At 51.2% G+C, this 15740-nt stretch carries 19 protein-coding genes and 1 other RNA gene; 13 read left to right on the forward strand and 7 right to left on the reverse strand.

Translation table 11 applies throughout. The features are described from left to right. Nucleotides 1–46: 46 nt before the first annotated feature. Nucleotides 47–391, forward strand: coding sequence for an outer membrane protein assembly factor BamE (bamE, locus tag WES_RS05420; RefSeq protein WP_001203438.1), 345 nt, complete (start codon nucleotides 47–49; stop codon nucleotides 389–391). A 57-nt stretch (nucleotides 392–448) separates the two neighbouring features. On the opposite strand, the gene WES_RS05415 is transcribed toward bamE, so the two are convergent. After that, complete coding sequence (locus WES_RS05415) at nucleotides 449–739, reverse strand: RnfH family protein (protein ID WP_001117835.1); 291 nt, start codon at nucleotides 737–739, stop codon at nucleotides 449–451. After that, on the reverse strand, nucleotides 729–1166 hold the full coding sequence (gene ratA / locus WES_RS05410) for a type II toxin-antitoxin system toxin RatA (protein ID WP_024191158.1): 438 nt from the start codon (nucleotides 1164–1166) through the stop codon (nucleotides 729–731). Before ratA ends, WES_RS05415 begins: the two co-directional genes overlap by 11 nt. A 170-nt stretch (nucleotides 1167–1336) precedes the next feature. On the opposite strand from ratA, the gene smpB reads away from it, so the two are divergent. The 8 genes from smpB to csiR all read left to right on the forward strand — a co-directional run bounded on the left by smpB (nucleotide 1337) and on the right by csiR (nucleotide 10155). After that, nucleotides 1337–1819: an SsrA-binding protein SmpB gene (gene smpB / locus WES_RS05405; RefSeq protein ID WP_000162574.1), complete on the forward strand. Its 483-nt coding sequence runs from the start codon at nucleotides 1337–1339 to the stop codon at nucleotides 1817–1819. A gap of 215 nt (nucleotides 1820–2034) precedes the next feature. Continuing rightward, nucleotides 2035–2397: a transfer-messenger RNA gene (gene ssrA / locus WES_RS22995) on the forward strand. A 405-nt stretch (nucleotides 2398–2802) separates the two neighbouring features. Continuing rightward, nucleotides 2803–3780: a glutarate dioxygenase GlaH gene (gene glaH / locus WES_RS05400; protein WP_010352484.1), complete on the forward strand. Its 978-nt coding sequence runs from the start codon at nucleotides 2803–2805 to the stop codon at nucleotides 3778–3780. A 19-nt stretch (nucleotides 3781–3799) separates the two neighbouring features. After that, the gene (gene lhgO / locus WES_RS05395) at nucleotides 3800–5068 is read left to right on the forward strand and encodes an L-2-hydroxyglutarate oxidase (RefSeq protein ID WP_016159578.1); all 1269 of its coding nucleotides are present in this window, start codon (nucleotides 3800–3802) and stop codon (nucleotides 5066–5068) included. A 22-nt stretch (nucleotides 5069–5090) separates the two neighbouring features. Further along, the gene (gene gabD / locus WES_RS05390; RefSeq protein WP_016159579.1) at nucleotides 5091–6539 is read left to right on the forward strand and encodes an NADP-dependent succinate-semialdehyde dehydrogenase; all 1449 of its coding nucleotides are present in this window, start codon (nucleotides 5091–5093) and stop codon (nucleotides 6537–6539) included. A 13-nt stretch (nucleotides 6540–6552) separates the two neighbouring features. After that, nucleotides 6553–7833 carry a 4-aminobutyrate--2-oxoglutarate transaminase gene (gabT, locus tag WES_RS05385; RefSeq protein WP_000097667.1) on the forward strand — a complete coding sequence of 427 codons (1281 nt, stop codon included), beginning with the start codon at nucleotides 6553–6555 and terminating at the stop codon, nucleotides 7831–7833. Nucleotides 7834–8071: 238 nt separating this feature from the next. Beyond that, nucleotides 8072–9472, forward strand: coding sequence for a GABA permease (gabP, locus tag WES_RS05380; RefSeq protein ID WP_016159580.1), 1401 nt, complete (start codon nucleotides 8072–8074; stop codon nucleotides 9470–9472). A 20-nt stretch (nucleotides 9473–9492) separates the two neighbouring features. Continuing rightward, the gene (gene csiR, locus WES_RS05375) at nucleotides 9493–10155 is read left to right on the forward strand and encodes a DNA-binding transcriptional regulator CsiR (RefSeq protein WP_000156830.1); all 663 of its coding nucleotides are present in this window, start codon (nucleotides 9493–9495) and stop codon (nucleotides 10153–10155) included. On the opposite strand, the gene kbp is transcribed toward csiR, so the two are convergent. Beyond that, the gene (gene kbp / locus WES_RS05370; RefSeq protein ID WP_000522418.1) at nucleotides 10156–10605 is read right to left on the reverse strand and encodes a potassium binding protein Kbp; all 450 of its coding nucleotides are present in this window, start codon (nucleotides 10603–10605) and stop codon (nucleotides 10156–10158) included. Nucleotides 10606–10687: 82 nt separating this feature from the next. Beyond that, complete coding sequence (locus tag WES_RS05365; RefSeq protein ID WP_000508177.1) at nucleotides 10688–10846, reverse strand: YqaE/Pmp3 family membrane protein; 159 nt, start codon at nucleotides 10844–10846, stop codon at nucleotides 10688–10690. A 182-nt stretch (nucleotides 10847–11028) separates the two neighbouring features. Here WES_RS05365 and WES_RS05360 point away from each other — a divergent pair, with 182 nt between their 5' ends. Further along, nucleotides 11029–11328, forward strand: a complete 300-nt coding sequence (locus tag WES_RS05360) for an ArsR/SmtB family transcription factor (RefSeq protein ID WP_000137274.1) — start codon at nucleotides 11029–11031, stop codon at nucleotides 11326–11328. Between the two features lie 9 nt (nucleotides 11329–11337). Continuing rightward, nucleotides 11338–11862 carry a rhodanese family protein gene (locus WES_RS05355; protein ID WP_001229481.1) on the forward strand — a complete coding sequence of 175 codons (525 nt, stop codon included), beginning with the start codon at nucleotides 11338–11340 and terminating at the stop codon, nucleotides 11860–11862. Between the two features lie 46 nt (nucleotides 11863–11908). Here the strand turns inward: WES_RS05355 and stpA are convergent, their stop codons facing one another. After that, nucleotides 11909–12310: a DNA-binding protein StpA gene (gene stpA / locus WES_RS05350; RefSeq protein ID WP_000115375.1), complete on the reverse strand. Its 402-nt coding sequence runs from the start codon at nucleotides 12308–12310 to the stop codon at nucleotides 11909–11911. A 668-nt stretch (nucleotides 12311–12978) separates the two neighbouring features. On the opposite strand from stpA, the gene alaE reads away from it, so the two are divergent. Then, nucleotides 12979–13428, forward strand: coding sequence for an L-alanine exporter AlaE (alaE, locus tag WES_RS05345; protein ID WP_000492676.1), 450 nt, complete (start codon nucleotides 12979–12981; stop codon nucleotides 13426–13428). Between the two features lie 36 nt (nucleotides 13429–13464). Here alaE and WES_RS05340 read toward each other — a convergent pair whose 3' ends face one another. Then, on the reverse strand, nucleotides 13465–13809 hold the full coding sequence (locus tag WES_RS05340) for a DUF2002 family protein (RefSeq protein ID WP_000281310.1): 345 nt from the start codon (nucleotides 13807–13809) through the stop codon (nucleotides 13465–13467). A gap of 151 nt (nucleotides 13810–13960) precedes the next feature. Between WES_RS05340 and WES_RS05335 the strand changes: the two genes are divergently transcribed. Beyond that, the gene (locus WES_RS05335) at nucleotides 13961–14290 is read left to right on the forward strand and encodes an ElaB/YgaM/YqjD family protein (RefSeq protein WP_010352475.1); all 330 of its coding nucleotides are present in this window, start codon (nucleotides 13961–13963) and stop codon (nucleotides 14288–14290) included. 55 nt (nucleotides 14291–14345) lie between these two features. Here WES_RS05335 and WES_RS05330 read toward each other — a convergent pair whose 3' ends face one another. After that, nucleotides 14346–15680, reverse strand: a complete 1335-nt coding sequence (locus WES_RS05330) for a MocR-like pyridoxine biosynthesis transcription factor PdxR (protein ID WP_001138441.1) — start codon at nucleotides 15678–15680, stop codon at nucleotides 14346–14348. Nucleotides 15681–15740 lie beyond the last annotated feature (60 nt).

Genomic DNA, 15740 nt, shown 5'->3' on the forward strand with positions numbered 1-15740 from the left:
CAGATGAGCCACGTACTGCTCGGGCCCGAAAAGGAATCAAATCACTATGCGCTGTAAAACGCTGACTGCTGCAGCAGCAGTACTATTGATGTTGACCGCAGGCTGTTCCACTCTGGAGCGAGTGGTTTACCGTCCTGACATCAACCAGGGGAACTATCTGACCGCTAACGACGTATCCAAAATACGTGTTGGCATGACGCAACAACAAGTTGCGTACGCATTGGGTACACCGCTGATGTCCGATCCATTTGGTACGAATACCTGGTTCTATGTCTTCCGCCAGCAACCTGGTCATGAAGGTGTAACGCAGCAAACGCTGACGCTGACCTTTAACAGTAGCGGTGTGTTGACCAATATTGATAACAAACCTGCGCTGAGTGGCAACGAATAAAACTTGCTGTTTATAGCGATTAAAAAAGGTGCTCAGTGAGCACCTTTTTTCTGCCTGCTATTTATTCGCCGATTTTTCTGCGCGCTGTCTACGAAGCTCTTTCGGATCGGCAATCAGTGGTCGATAAATCTCTACACGATCGCCATCGCGCACGATATCGCTCAGTTTTGCCGGACGACTGTAAATGCCAACTTTATTTTTAGTTAAATCGATATCTGTACGTAATTCCAGCAAACCACTGGCGCGAATTGCCTCTTCAACCGTCGCGCCCTCCTGCAATGTTACACGCTGCAAATACTGCTTCTCTGGTAACGCGTAAGCTACCTCTACAGCAATTTTACCTGGCACTATAAACCTCTTTTGCTCGCACGGTGAAAGCCTGCACCATATTAGCCGCCAGCTCTTTAAACACGCGCCCGAAGGCAAGTTCAATCAACTTATTAGTAAACTCAAAGTCGAGATGAAACTCGATACGGCACGCTTCCGGACTCAACGGTGTAAACTTCCAGCCGCCGATCAATTTCTTGAACGGCCCATCAACCAGATTCATCAGAATACTTTGGTTACTGGTCAACTGATTGCGGGTAGTAAACGTTTTGCTGATCCCAGCCTTAGAAACATCTACCGCAGCGGTCATCTGTCCAGGAGTGGACTCCAGAATCCGACTTCCAGTACAACCTGGCAAAAACTGAGGATAAGACTGAACGTCATTCACTAACTGATACATTTGCTCCGCGCTGTAGGGAACGAGTGCGGTCCGGCTAATTTGAGGCATAACAAATTCCATCAACAAAAATCCAACAAATAATATCATTTATCCTGCTGTAAAAAAAACGCTATCCCGGTGCTGGGTAACATCGTGTTCATGCTAAGATAGAGCCTTGTCCCCCGCAGGATTGATATGGGGTACTTTCGATTTCAGATTACCGATGATTCACGACGCTTATGACGAAGAAAAAAGCACATAAACCTGGTTCAGCGACCATCGCGCTTAACAAGCGCGCCCGTCACGAATACTTTATTGAAGAAGAGTTCGAAGCGGGACTTGCCCTGCAAGGCTGGGAAGTTAAATCCCTGCGCGCAGGAAAAGCCAATATTAGTGACAGCTATGTCCTTCTGCGCGACGGAGAAGCGTTCCTGTTTGGCGCGAATATCACGCCGATGGCTGTGGCTTCCACACATGTGGTGTGCGATCCTACTCGTACCCGCAAGTTACTTCTCAACCAGCGCGAACTGGACTCATTATATGGTCGCGTCAATCGTGAAGGCTATACCGTAGTGGCGCTCTCTCTGTACTGGAAAAATGCCTGGTGCAAAGTGAAAATCGGCGTCGCGAAAGGTAAGAAACAGCACGATAAACGTTCCGACATCAAAGAACGTGAATGGCAGGTTGATAAAGCGCGTATCATGAAAAACGCTCACCGCTAAACCTGCATCACATATTCTGACCAGATCCTCACCGCGCCTCCCCTCTCCGGTGGCGCGAATGCACATCTTATCGGCTATCATATTTGATACAGATGTCGTCATCCCTTTGCTTAATCGAATAAAAATCATGCCAGGCGGGCGCTAAATCCTGAACGATAACGCCATTGGGGCTGGTCATGACGCTCACAAATCTGGTATACTCGCTGTTACACATTGGGGCTGATTCTGGATTCGACGGGATTTGCGAAACCCAAGGTGCATGCCGAGGGGCGGTTGGCCTCGTAAAAAGCCGCAAAAAATAGTCGCAAACGACGAAAACTACGCTTTAGCAGCTTAATAACCTGCTTAGAGCCCTCTCTCCCTAGCCTCCGCTCTTAGGACGGGGATCAAGAGAGGTCAAACCCAAAAGAGATCGCGTGGAAGCCCTGCCTGGGGTTGAAGCGTTAAAACTTAATCAGGCTAGTTTGTTAGTGGCGTGTCCGTCCGCAGCTGGCAAGCGAATGTAAAGACTGACTAAGCATGTAGTACCGAGGATGTAGGAATTTCGGACGCGGGTTCAACTCCCGCCAGCTCCACCAAATAAATCAAGGGGTTACGTGAAAACGTAGCCCCTTTTTCTTTGGTTGTGGCGGCAAAATGGCGACGGATTTAACGACCCCGTATTACTCTTCTGTTTTACAATCACAGTCTTCCTTCTCCTTTTTCAATAGAGAGAAAACCATCGCCAATGTAACAAATATCTGGCTGTATTCTCTGTGCCCCGTACTGAATTGCATTAATACATTCCTGACTTAAATCCGAATTTTTTAGCCCATTGAAGGTACTCACCAAACCAAATGTTAACTATTTGTTGTTTTCGATCACAATAAGAAAACAATATGTCACTTTTGTGCGCATTTTTCAGAAATGTAGATATTTTTAGATTATGGCTACGAAATGAGCATCGCCATGTCACCCTACATCTCATAAGAGGATCGCTTCTGATGAATGCACTGACCGCCGTACACACAAACGCTGTCGATTCAGGCCAGGACTATAGCGGATTCACCCTCACCCCGTCGGCGCAATCCCCGCGTCTTCTGGAACTCACCTTCACCGAACAGACGACCAAACAGTTCCTCGAACAGGTTGCCGAATGGCCCGTGCAGGCGCTGGAGTACAAATCTTTCCTGCGTTTCCGTGTGGGCAAAATTCTTGACGACTTGTGTGCAAATCAGCTGCAACCACTGCTGTTGAAGACGCTACTAAACCGTGCTGAAGGTGCACTGCTAATCAACGCCGTGGGTGTCGATGATGTGAAGCAGGCGGACGAGATGGTGAAGCTGGCAACGGCGGTGGCGCATCTGATTGGTCGTTCCAATTTCGATGCCATGAGCGGTCAGTATTACGCGCGTTTTGTGGTGAAAAATGTCGATAACTCAGACAGCTATCTGCGTCAACCACACCGTGTGATGGAACTGCACAACGACGGCACCTACGTCGAAGAGATCACCGACTACGTGCTGATGATGAAAATCGACGAACAGAACATGCAGGGCGGAAACTCGCTGCTGCTGCATCTCGATGACTGGGAACATCTGGACCACTATTTCCGCCATCCGCTGGCGCGTCGCCCGATGCGCTTTGCCGCGCCGCCGAGTAAAAACGTCAGTAAAGATGTCTTCCATCCTGTGTTCGACGTCGATCAGCAGGGTCGCCCGGTGATGCGCTATATCGACCAGTTCGTCCAGCCAAAAGATTTTGAAGAAGGCGTGTGGTTGAGCGAGCTTTCGGACGCCATTGAAACCAGCAAAGGCATCCTGTCTGTGCCGGTTCCCGTTGGCAAATTCCTGTTGATTAACAATCTGTTCTGGCTGCACGGTCGCGACCGCTTTACCGCACATCCGGATCTGCGTCGTGAACTGATGCGCCAGCGCGGCTATTTCGCTTACGCCACTAACCACTACCAGACGCATCAGTAAACGCAAAGGAATTGAGCGGATGTATGATTTTGTGATTATTGGCGGCGGCATCATCGGCATGTCGACCGCCATGCAACTGATTGATGTCTATCCCGACGCCCGTATTGCATTGCTGGAAAAAGAGTCCGGCCCGGCCTGCCATCAGACTGGCCACAACAGCGGCGTGATCCATGCCGGGGTCTATTACACGCCCGGCAGCCTGAAAGCGCAGTTTTGCCTGGCGGGAAACCGCGCCACCAAAGCCTTTTGCGATCAAAACGACATCCACTATGACAACTGCGGCAAGATGCTGGTCGCCACATCCGAACTCGAAATGGAGCGGATGCGCGCGTTATGGGAACGCACAGCGGCGAACGGGATCGAGCGCGAGTGGTTAAACGCCGACGAGCTTCGCGAACGTGAACCGAATATCACCGGGCTCGGCGGCATTTTTGTGCCGTCCAGCGGTATTGTCAGCTACCGCGAAGTGACAGCGGCGATGGCAAAAATCTTCCAGGCCAGAGGCGGTGAGATTATCTATAACGCCGAAGTCAGCGGCCTTAATGAGCATAAGAATAGCGTGGTGATACGTACCCGTCAGGGCGGCGAATATGAAGCGTCGACGCTGATTAGCTGTTCCGGGCTGATGGCTGACCGGCTGGTGAAAATGCTCGGCCTTGAACCCGGCTTTATCATCTGCCCGTTCCGTGGCGAGTATTTCCGCCTTGCGCCGGAGCATAACCAGATTGTTAACCACCTGATTTACCCCATTCCCGACCCGGCAATGCCATTTTTAGGCGTTCATCTCACCCGGATGATCGACGGCAGCGTCACCGTCGGGCCAAACGCGGTGCTGGCTTTTAAACGCGAGGGTTATCGCAAGCGCGACTTCTCATTTAGCGACACGCTGGAGATTTTGGGCTCGTCGGGGATTCGCCGGGTGCTGCAAAACCATCTACGCTCAGGACTGGGCGAGATGAAAAACTCGCTGTGCAAAAGCGGCTATCTGCGGCTGGTGCAAAAGTATTGTCCCCGGCTTTCGTTAAGCGATCTCCAGCCCTGGCCCGCCGGTGTGCGGGCGCAGGCGGTATCGCCGGACGGCAAGCTGATTGACGATTTTCTGTTTGTCACCACCCCGCGCACGATCCACACCTGCAATGCGCCCTCCCCGGCAGCGACATCAGCAATTCCTATTGGTGCGCATATTGTCAGCAAGGTACAAACGCTGTTGGCAAGCCAGAGTAACCCCGGACGCACGCTGCGAGCGGCACGTAGTGTGGATGCCTTACACGCCGCATTTAATCAATAACCTTTGAAAACAGGACGTAACGATGAAACTTAACGACAGTAACTTATTCCGCCAGCAGGCGTTGATTAACGGGGAATGGCTGGACGCCAACAATGGCGAGGTCATCAACGTCACCAATCCGGCGAACGGCGACAAGCTGGGTAGCGTGCCGAAAATGGGCGCAGATGAAACCCGCGCCGCTATCGACGCCGCCAACCGCGCCCTACCCGCCTGGCGTGCGCTCACCGCCAAAGAACGCGCCACCATTCTGCGTAACTGGTTCAATTTGATGATGGAGCATCAGGACGATTTAGCGCGCCTGATGACCCTCGAACAGGGCAAACCGCTGACTGAAGCGAAAGGCGAAATCAGCTACGCCGCCTCCTTTATTGAGTGGTTTGCCGAAGAAGGTAAACGCATTTATGGCGACACTATCCCCGGTCATCAGGCCGATAAGCGCCTGATTGTTATCAAGCAGCCGATTGGCGTGACCGCCGCCATTACCCCGTGGAACTTCCCGGCGGCGATGATTACCCGTAAAGCTGGCCCGGCGCTGGCGGCAGGCTGCACCATGGTGCTGAAACCTGCGAGTCAAACACCGTTCTCTGCGCTGGCGCTGGCGGAGCTGGCGATCCGCGCGGGCGTTCCGGCTGGCGTATTTAACGTCGTCACTGGCTCAGCGGGGGCGGTCGGTAACGAACTGACCAGCAATCCGCTGGTGCGCAAGCTGTCGTTTACCGGCTCGACCGAAATTGGCCGCCAGTTAATGGAACAGTGCGCGAAAGACATCAAAAAAGTGTCGCTGGAGCTGGGCGGCAACGCACCGTTTATCGTCTTTGACGATGCCGATCTCGACAAAGCCGTGGAAGGCGCGCTGGCCTCAAAATTCCGCAACGCCGGGCAAACCTGCGTCTGCGCCAACCGCCTGTATGTGCAGGACGGCGTATATGACCGCTTTGCTGAAAAATTGCAGCAGGCAGTGAGCAAACTGCACATCGGCGACGGGCTGGATAAAGGCGTCACCATCGGGCCGCTGATCGATGAAAAAGCGGTAGCAAAAGTGGAAGAACATATTGCCGATGCGCTGGAGAAAGGCGCGCGCGTGGTTTGCGGTGGTAAAGCGCACGAACGCGGCGGCAACTTCTACCAGCCGACCATTCTGGTGGACGTTCCGGCCAACGCCAAAGTGTCGAAAGAAGAGACGTTCGGCCCCCTCGCCCCGCTATTCCGCTTTAAAGATGAAGCCGATGTGATTGCACAGGCCAATGACACCGAGTTTGGTCTTGCCGCCTATTTCTACGCCCGCGATTTAAGCCGCGTCTTCCGCGTGGGCGAGGCGCTGGAATACGGCATCGTCGGCATCAATACCGGCATTATTTCCAATGAAGTCGCCCCGTTCGGCGGAATCAAAGCCTCGGGACTGGGTCGTGAAGGGTCGAAGTATGGCATCGAAGATTACTTAGAAATCAAATATATGTGCATCGGTCTTTAACTGGAGAACGCGAATGAGCAGCAATAAAGAGTTAATGCAGCGCCGCAGTCAGGCAGTTCCTCGTGGCGTTGGGCAGATCCACCCGATTTTCGCTGACCGCGCGGAAAACTGCCGGGTGTGGGACGTTGAAGGCCGTGAGTATCTTGATTTCGCGGGCGGGATTGCGGTGCTCAACACCGGACACCTGCATCCGAAAGTGGTTGCTGCGGTGGAAGCGCAGTTGAAAAAACTGTCGCACACCTGCTTCCAGGTGCTGGCCTACGAGCCGTATCTGGAGTTGTGCGAAATAATGAATCAGAAGGTGCCGGGCGATTTTGCCAAGAAAACGCTGTTGGTTACGACCGGTTCCGAAGCGGTGGAAAACGCGGTGAAAATCGCCCGCGCCGCCACCAAACGTAGCGGCACCATCGCTTTTAGCGGCGCGTATCACGGGCGCACGCATTACACGCTGGCGCTGACCGGCAAGGTGAATCCGTACTCTGCGGGCATGGGGCTGATGCCGGGCCATGTTTATCGCGCGCTTTATCCTTGCCCGCTGCACGACATAAGCGAGGATGACGCTATCGCCAGCATCCACCGGATCTTCAAAAATGACGCCGCGCCGGAAGATATCGCCGCCATCGTGATTGAGCCGGTTCAGGGCGAAGGCGGTTTCTACGCCGCGACGCCAGCCTTTATGCAGCGTTTACGCGCGCTGTGTGACGAGCACGGGATCATGCTGATTGCCGATGAAGTGCAGAGCGGCGCGGGGCGTACCGGCACGCTGTTTGCGATGGAGCAGATGGGCGTGGCACCGGATCTTACCACCTTTGCGAAATCCATCGCGGGCGGCTTCCCGCTGGCGGGTGTCACCGGGCGCGCGGAAGTGATGGATGCCGTCGCTCCAGGCGGCCTGGGCGGCACCTATGCGGGTAACCCGATAGCCTGCGTGGCGGCGCTGGAAGTGTTGAAGGTGTTTGAGCAGGAAAATCTACTGCAAAAAGCCAATGACCTGGGCCAGAAGCTGAAAGACGGATTGTTGGCAATCGCCGAAAAACACCCGGAGATCGGCGATGTTCGCGGTCTGGGAGCGATGATCGCCATCGAGCTGTTTGAAGGTGGCGATCACAGTAAACCGAACGCCAAACTCACCGCTGAGATCGTGGCGCGCGCCCGTGACAAAGGCCTGATTCTTCTCTCCTGCGGCCCGTATTACAACGTGCTGCGCATCCTTGTACCGCTCACCATTGAAGATAATCAGATCCGTCAGGGTCTGGAGATCATCGATCAGTGTTTTGATGAGGCGAAACAGTAGCACCGCACCCATGCCGGAGGCGACGCTTACGCGTCTTGTCCGGCCTACGGGAATCCAGGTCGGATAAGGCGTTTACGTCGCATCCGACAATCCGTACGTGAACAGGAATAAATCTATGTCGGCCGGATAAGGCGGAGCCGCTCTCCGGCAAAAAGAATTAATAACAATTAAACGCGTGACCCGACGCGGGAAATGTCGGGGCGCTCTCCCAAGTGACACACTTTCGAGAGGATTCAGGATGGGGCAATCATCGCAACCACATGAGCTAGGCGGCGGGCTGAAATCACGCCACGTCACCATGTTGTCTATTGCCGGTGTTATCGGCGCAAGTCTGTTTGTCGGTTCGAGCGTCGCTATCGCCGAAGCGGGTCCGGCGGTCTTACTGGCCTATCTGTTCGCCGGATTACTGGTGGTTATGATTATGCGGATGCTGGCGGAAATGGCGGTCGCCACGCCCGACACCGGTTCGTTTTCCACCTATGCCGACAAAGCCATTGGCCGCTGGGCGGGCTATACCATCGGCTGGCTGTACTGGTGGTTTTGGGTACTGGTCATTCCGCTGGAAGCCAACATCGCCGCCATGATCCTGCACTCGTGGGTTCCCGGCATTCCCATCTGGTTATTTTCTCTGGTCATCACCCTCGCCTTAACCGGCAGTAATTTATTAAGCGTTAAAAACTACGGTGAATTTGAATTCTGGCTGGCGATATGCAAAGTGATTGCCATTCTGGCGTTTATTTTCCTTGGAGCTGTAGCAATTAGCGGTTTTTACCCTTATGCCGAAGTGAGCGGTATTTCAAGATTGTGGGATAGCGGCGGCTTTATGCCGAACGGCTTTGGCGCCGTATTAAGCGCGATGCTGATCACCATGTTCTCGTTTATGGGCGCGGAAATTGTCACCATTGCCGCAGCAGAATCCGACACGCCGGATAAACATATTGTCCGCGCCACCAACTCGGTTATCTGGCGTATCTCCATTTTCTATTTGTGTTCTATTTTTGTCGTCGTGGCACTCATACCGTGGAATATGCCAGGACTGAAAACCGTGGGTTCCTACCGTTCCGTGCTGGAGCTGCTGAATATTCCACATGCAAAATTCATTATGGATTGCGTTATTTTGCTGTCAGTGACCAGTTGCCTGAACTCGGCGCTGTATACCGCGTCAAGGATGCTCTACTCCTTAAGCCGTCGCGGGGATGCGCCAGCGGTAATGGGCAAAATCAACCGTAGCAAAACCCCGTATGTGGCAGTATTACTCTCGACCGGCGCGGCGTTTTTAACGGTGGTAGTGAACTATTACGCGCCTGCGAAAGTGTTTAAATTCCTGATCGACAGCTCCGGTGCTATTGCCCTGCTGGTTTATTTAGTCATCGCCGTTTCGCAATTGCGGATGCGTAAAATCCTGCTGGCGGAAGGCGGCGAAATTCGCCTGCGCATGTGGCTTTATCCGTGGCTCACCTGGCTGGTGATTGGCTTTATTACCTTTGTATTGGTGGTGATGTTATTCCGCCCGGCGCAACAACTCGAGGTAATTTCCACCGGCTTATTAGCGATAGGGATTATCTGTACCGTGCCAATTATGGCACGCTGGAAAAAGCTGATATTGTGGCAAAAAACACCCGTTCATAATACGCGCTGATAATGTTCAGGAGTCACACCATGACCATTACGTCTCTGGATGGCTACCGCTGGTTGAAAAACGATATTATTCGCGGCAATTTTCAGCCGGATGAAAAATTACGGATGAGTTCGCTAACGTCGCGTTATGCACTCGGCGTCGGGCCGTTGCGGGAAGCCCTTTCGCAACTGGTGGCGGAACGGCTGGTCACGGTGGTGAATCAAAAAGGGTATCGGGTGGCGTCTATGTCAGAGCAAGAACTACTCGATATTTTCGACGCCCGCGCCAATATGGAAGCGATGCTGGTGAGTCTGGCAATTGCCCGTGGCAGCGATGAGTGGGAGGCTGACGTTCTCGCGAAGGCACACTTGCTCGGTAAACTTGAAGCCTCTGACGCCAGCGAGAAAATGCTTGATGAGTGGGATCAGCGCCATCAGGCATTTCATACTGCGATTGTGGCGGGCTGCGGTTCCCACTATTTACTGCAAATGCGCGAGCGTTTGTTTGATCTGGCGGCGCGCTATCGGTTCATCTGGCTGCGGCAAACGGTTCTTTCTGTAGAAATGCTGGAAGATAAACACGATCAGCACCAGACCCTGACTGCGGCGGTGCTGGCGCGAGATACGGCGCGCGCCAGTGAGTTAATGCGCCAGCATTTACTGACGCCAATTCCGATTATCCAGCAGGCGATGGCTGGCAATTAACTACTCTTCAGGAATACGCAACACCTGCCCCGGATAAATTTTATCCGGGCTTTTCAGCATCGGTTTATTCGCTTCGAAGATTTTATTGTAGAGATTGGCATTACCGTAGACCTGTTTGGAAATGGCACTCAGGGTGTCGCCAGACTTAACAGTATAAAACTGGCTGGCAGTGGCTGGCGTCGCCGTTTTTACCTGATCATCAACACTGGCAATACCGGAAATATTCCCCACTGCAACAAGGATTTTTTCCTTCGCTTCCTGACTTAAGCCGTCACCTGTAACCGTCGCTTTACCATCGACAATCTGAATATTCACTTTATCGGCATCAGGTATACCGGTTTTGTTCAGATGTTCCTGCACCTTCTTCGCCTGATCGTCTTTATCATGCTGACCAGTAACCGCGTCCCAGAGCTTTTCTCCGGCATCTTTCACAAAATTGAACAGACCCATAATTACCTCATTCGTTAACGGAAACACTCAGAAAGTGTAGCAGAGGAACGCGGCGCGTTAACGCCGCAGGATGAGCACAGGATCAATCGCGGGTTTGCACCCAGAAAGCGTGAATTAAACCAGGGATATAGCCAAGAAGTGTCAGCAAAATATTAATAATAAATGCCCAACCAAATCCTTTCCCCAGCAGCACGCCGAGCGGTGGCAAAATGATGGTGATGACGATTCTCCAGAACCCCATATTTCCTCCCTATAAGAAAATTAATCATTGTTTAAAAAGAGATTTTATCTCTTAAGCATAGTAATTTTAGCGGAGTCTGCCCGTTTCAGCCTATGCTTTTACCCTCATTTACGCTGCTGACGCTGGTATACGTTACATTTTTAGTTTAGAGTTTACTTAATTTAGAAAACACTTAAATAAATATGACTGAACTAGCCCAACTACAGGCCAGCGCCGAACAGGCTGCGGCCTTACTGAAAGCAATGAGTCACCCCAAACGGTTGCTGATTCTGTGCATGATTTGCGGTTCCCCCGGCACCAGCGCCGGTGAACTGGCGCGTATTACCGGACTGAGTGCCTCTGCAACGTCACAGCATCTGGCACGGATGCGTGACGAAGGGCTTATCGACAGCCAACGGGATGCCCAACGCATTCTTTATTTCATTAAAAATGAGGCGGTAAATGCCATTATCGCCACCCTGAAAAACGTCTATTGTCCGTAAGGAGTAGCAATGGCTTTAACAACAATTTCACCGCATGATGCACAAGAATTAATCTCACGCGGTGCAAAGTTAATCGATATTCGCGATGCCGATGAATATCTTCGTGAACATATTCCTGAAGCGGATCTGGCACCATTATCCGTGCTGGAACAGGCTGGTCTTCCGGAAAAATTACGTAGAGAACAAATTATATTCCACTGTCAGGCTGGAAAACGCACCAGTAATAATGCACAAAAATTAGCAGCGATTGCCGCCCCCGCAGAGATATTTTTACTGGAAGGCGGAATTGATAGCTGGAAAAAAGCGGGATTGCCGGTAGCCGAAAATAAATCACAGCCTTTACCATTAATGCGTCAGGTACAGATCACAGCTGGTGGCTTAATATTAATCGGCGTCGTATTGGGTTATGCCGTGAATAGCGCGTTCTTCTTATTAAGCGGCTTTGTCGGTGCGGGATTAATATTTGCGGGTATCAGCGGTTTTTGCGGGATGGCAAGGTTGTTAGATAAGATGCCGTGGAATCAGCGAACGTAAGAAGCGACGCCGGACGCGCCATAGTGGCGGCATCCGGCAGCAGTCATTAGATCAGGAAATCGTCGAGAGATTTACCTTCAGCCAGTGCCTGAGCGATCGGTTTCGGTGTACGACCCTGACCGGTCCAGGTTTTGACTTCACCATTAAAATCGGTGAATTGATATTTCGCCGGACGCGGCTGGCGTTTTTTACCTGCACGCGGTGCAGCAGAATTATTACCGAATAACTCTTCCGGGTTAATTCCGTCAGCCTTCATCAGCTCCAGCCAGGTGCTAATTTTCTCCTGGCGCTCTGCCAGTTCACGCTGCTGCTGTTCTTCTTCTTCACGTCTTTCTTTAGTGACAACCCTGAATTTTTCGAGCATTTCTTCAAGAACGTCAATGGAGAATTCGCGAGCCATCGCACGGAGGGTGCGAATGTTATTTAAACTTTGTAACATTACGGACATAATAAAGAAAACCTTTTAACGCCAAAACAAAAAAAGTATTTCGTCGCGTAGTGTAAGCGATCACTTATTATATTTCCACAAAATTTAATCTATTTACAGTCGCGTGCGATATTATTTCAACCGTTATTTCCAGACAAATTAATAATTATTTTCAGTTTATATATTAGCCATTTGGCTTATCATTCCAGACATTTGCGAATAATCGGGTGCTCTCTGCGCCATCATCACCGAATGTAGATTAAAGACAAGTGAATAAAAATGCATAAACAAAGAATAAAACAAATTTTCAGCAACTGAAGTTTTATGCTGACATTAGTGGCTTCAGGTCATTAAAAATGCTAAATGAGCTCAACCCCCTACTTAAGCCGGATTGTCTACGCTTTATAGCGTTAACATCTCTTAACCGCCCCACCAGCACAGTTCAAAATAACCACGTAATGATATGATTTTAAATAAAATTATTCATGAAGGCATTTAAAAATCCATAATGTATAAAAAACACGCCATTGCGGAACATTTTATCTACAAAAACAAAATAAATAAAAATTTTTCACTAATTGATTACTGGCAACCAGCAATATACGCTATGCAAAAATGAAACAGGCAGTCTAAAGCACTGCTTCCATTTCCATTCATATCCGATTTCGCTTTTATTAAGGAGCATTAACATGTTCTCACCGCAGTCACGCTTGCGTCATGCAGTTGCAGACACGTTCGCGATGGTTGTTTATTGTACTGTCGTGAACATGTGTATTGAAGTTTTCCTCTCCGGGATGAGCTTCGAACAGTCTTTTTATTCCAGGCTAGTGGCCGTTCCGGTGAATATCTTAATTGCATGGCCATATGGCATGTACCGCGATCTGTTTATGCGCGCGGCACGCAAAGTTAGCCACTCTGGTTGGACAAAAAATCTGGCTGATATTCTGGCTTATGTGACGTTCCAGTCACCGGTATATATGGCGATCTTATTAGTGGTAGGCGCAGACTGGCACCAGATTATGGCTGCGGTCAGTTCAAACATCGTTGTTTCGATGCTGATGGGGGCGGTCTATGGCTACTTCCTTGATTACTGTCGCCGCTTGTTCAAAGTGAGCAGCTACCAGCAGGTAAAAGCCTGACCCTTCTTTTCGCGACTGGCATCGCCAGTCGCGTCTTTAACTGGCTTCGCCAAATAAGCCATGCAAATAACGTTCAAGCGCAACACGCGAACTAAAGCCATGCGGGATACCGTAATGCTCATGACGTTCACCCGCTAAATAGAGCGGAAATTGCTGGTAATGATCGCAAGTTTTAATATCGGAAGCAGGTTCAGCCAGTGTGGAACTACGTTCTTTTAATGTTGGATGAATTATCAGTGCGGTACGTCCCATTCTCGCTTCGCGGTTAACATAGACATAATGTTCCCCACGGCGGTAACCGTATGCTTTCTGGGTTACTACATCGACAGTAAAACCGACTTTCTCAAGTACGCGCGCCACCTCGTCTGGTCGTAAATACATATTTTATCCTCGTTATTATCTACTGCGCGCCTACCTTACCTGATTGCGCATTCCCAACGCTTTCAGAAAAGTCCATAAAGCCGCGATGAATCTCTGTTAAGAAAATTATGGTCTACACTGAAAATTACATCGAATTCTAATGGGGGATCATATGTTTAACAGACCGAACCGCAACGACGTCGATGATGGCGTGCAGGATATTCAGAATGATGTCAATCAATTAGCCGACAGTCTCGAATCTGTATTGAGGTCCTGGGGCAGCGACGCAAAAGGTGAAGCCGAAGCCGCACGCAGTAAAGCTCAGGCTCTACTGAAAGAAACCAGAGCGCGGATGCATGGTCGTACTCGCGTCCAGCAAGCCGCGCGCGATGCAGTTGGCTGCGCAGATTCTTTTGTTCGTGAAAGACCCTGGTGTAGCGTGGGTACAGCAGCTGCGGTAGGTATTTTTATCGGCGCGCTGTTAAGCATACGCAAATCGTAATGCAACAATGATAATAAATACGCGTCTTTGACCCCGAAGCCTGACTTCGGGGTTTTTAACTTAAGGCACCGCGTAATTGTTGTGCCACCTGCTGCGCCATGCTTTCGCTAACGATATTGGTAAACGAGAGAAGCAATCCTCCTTCCCCACTTGAGCAGATACGCCAGTCGCTAAGTGCCTGTACCGCAAGGCCAGCAGCATTGGCTTTACGCGCGTGGACAATATCGTCGCCCACCATGCTGATAACCATCTGGATGCCCCCTTTTTGTGGCACAACCTGGAATCCTTGTTGCGTAAGCGCCTGCTCAATCCACTGCCTACGCTGAGCATAGTGCTGACGCATTTTCTTCAGATGCCGCCAGAAATGCCCCTCGTGAAGAAAGTCTGCCAGTGTGTTCTGCCATAGAACAGGCACTGCACATGGCTCCCGTGACGCCTGTTGGCGGAATTGTGCAATCTGCTCCACCGGCACCACCAGCCACGCACAGCGCAATGCAGGAAATAGCGATTTGCTGAATGTTCCGGCATAAATCACCCGCTGCGGCGCGTCGAGGCTTTTCAGTGCCGGTAATGGCTTACCGTGATAACGGAATTCACTGTCGTAATCGTCTTCAATAATCCACGCCTGCGCACGCTCTGCCCACGCCAACACCTGATGCCTGCGCGCCAGAGAGAGCGCAACACCGAGCGGGCTTTGATGCGCAGGAGTTATCAGAGCAAAACGTGCATCAGGATAATTTTGCATTCCGCTTGCGACATCCAGTCCGTTGTCATCAACAGGCACAGGTAAAATTTCCACACCGTGGCGAGTAACAATCGGGCGAATCAGCGGAAAACCAGGATCTTCCATCCACATCCTGTCTCCCGGTTTCGCCAGCGCGTGCAGAATTAAGGCCATTGAGGCTGCATAACCATGAGTGATAAAGACCTGTTCTGGCTGGCATTCAATCCCGCGTGAGACGCGTAAGTAATCAACAATTGCCTCGCGCAACGCCACCTCACCACAGACATCGCCTAACGCCAAATCAAAGCGCGTCTGGGTACGAAGGCGACGCCCCATCACCCGCGCCCACAGCTCACGCGGAAAGAGATCGAGTGCGGGTAATCCCATCTGGAATGGCAGCGGTTGCTGGCTTTCACCGGCAAAGGCAAGCACATCCACAGCGGATTGTTGGGGATGTATCTGCTCACTGACAAAGGTGCCTGCCTGCCCCCGCCGTACCAGCCATCCTTGTGCCACCAGCTCAGCATAAGCATTTTCGACGGTGGATCGAGACACGCCCAGCTCCTGCGACCAGGTACGACTGGAAGGTAGCCTTGCGCCGGGTTTCAGTTCCCCTTGCTCAATAGCCGTTTTTAACTGACGGGCGATATCCTGATAGCGCGGCATATGGTCTGCTTTTTTAGGTAATTTATGGCTCTCTTTAGCAGTCCATTATAGTGCTACATT

This window comes from Escherichia sp. KTE31, from assembly GCF_000407925.1.
GTDB lineage: Bacteria > Pseudomonadota > Gammaproteobacteria > Enterobacterales > Enterobacteriaceae > Escherichia > Escherichia ruysiae.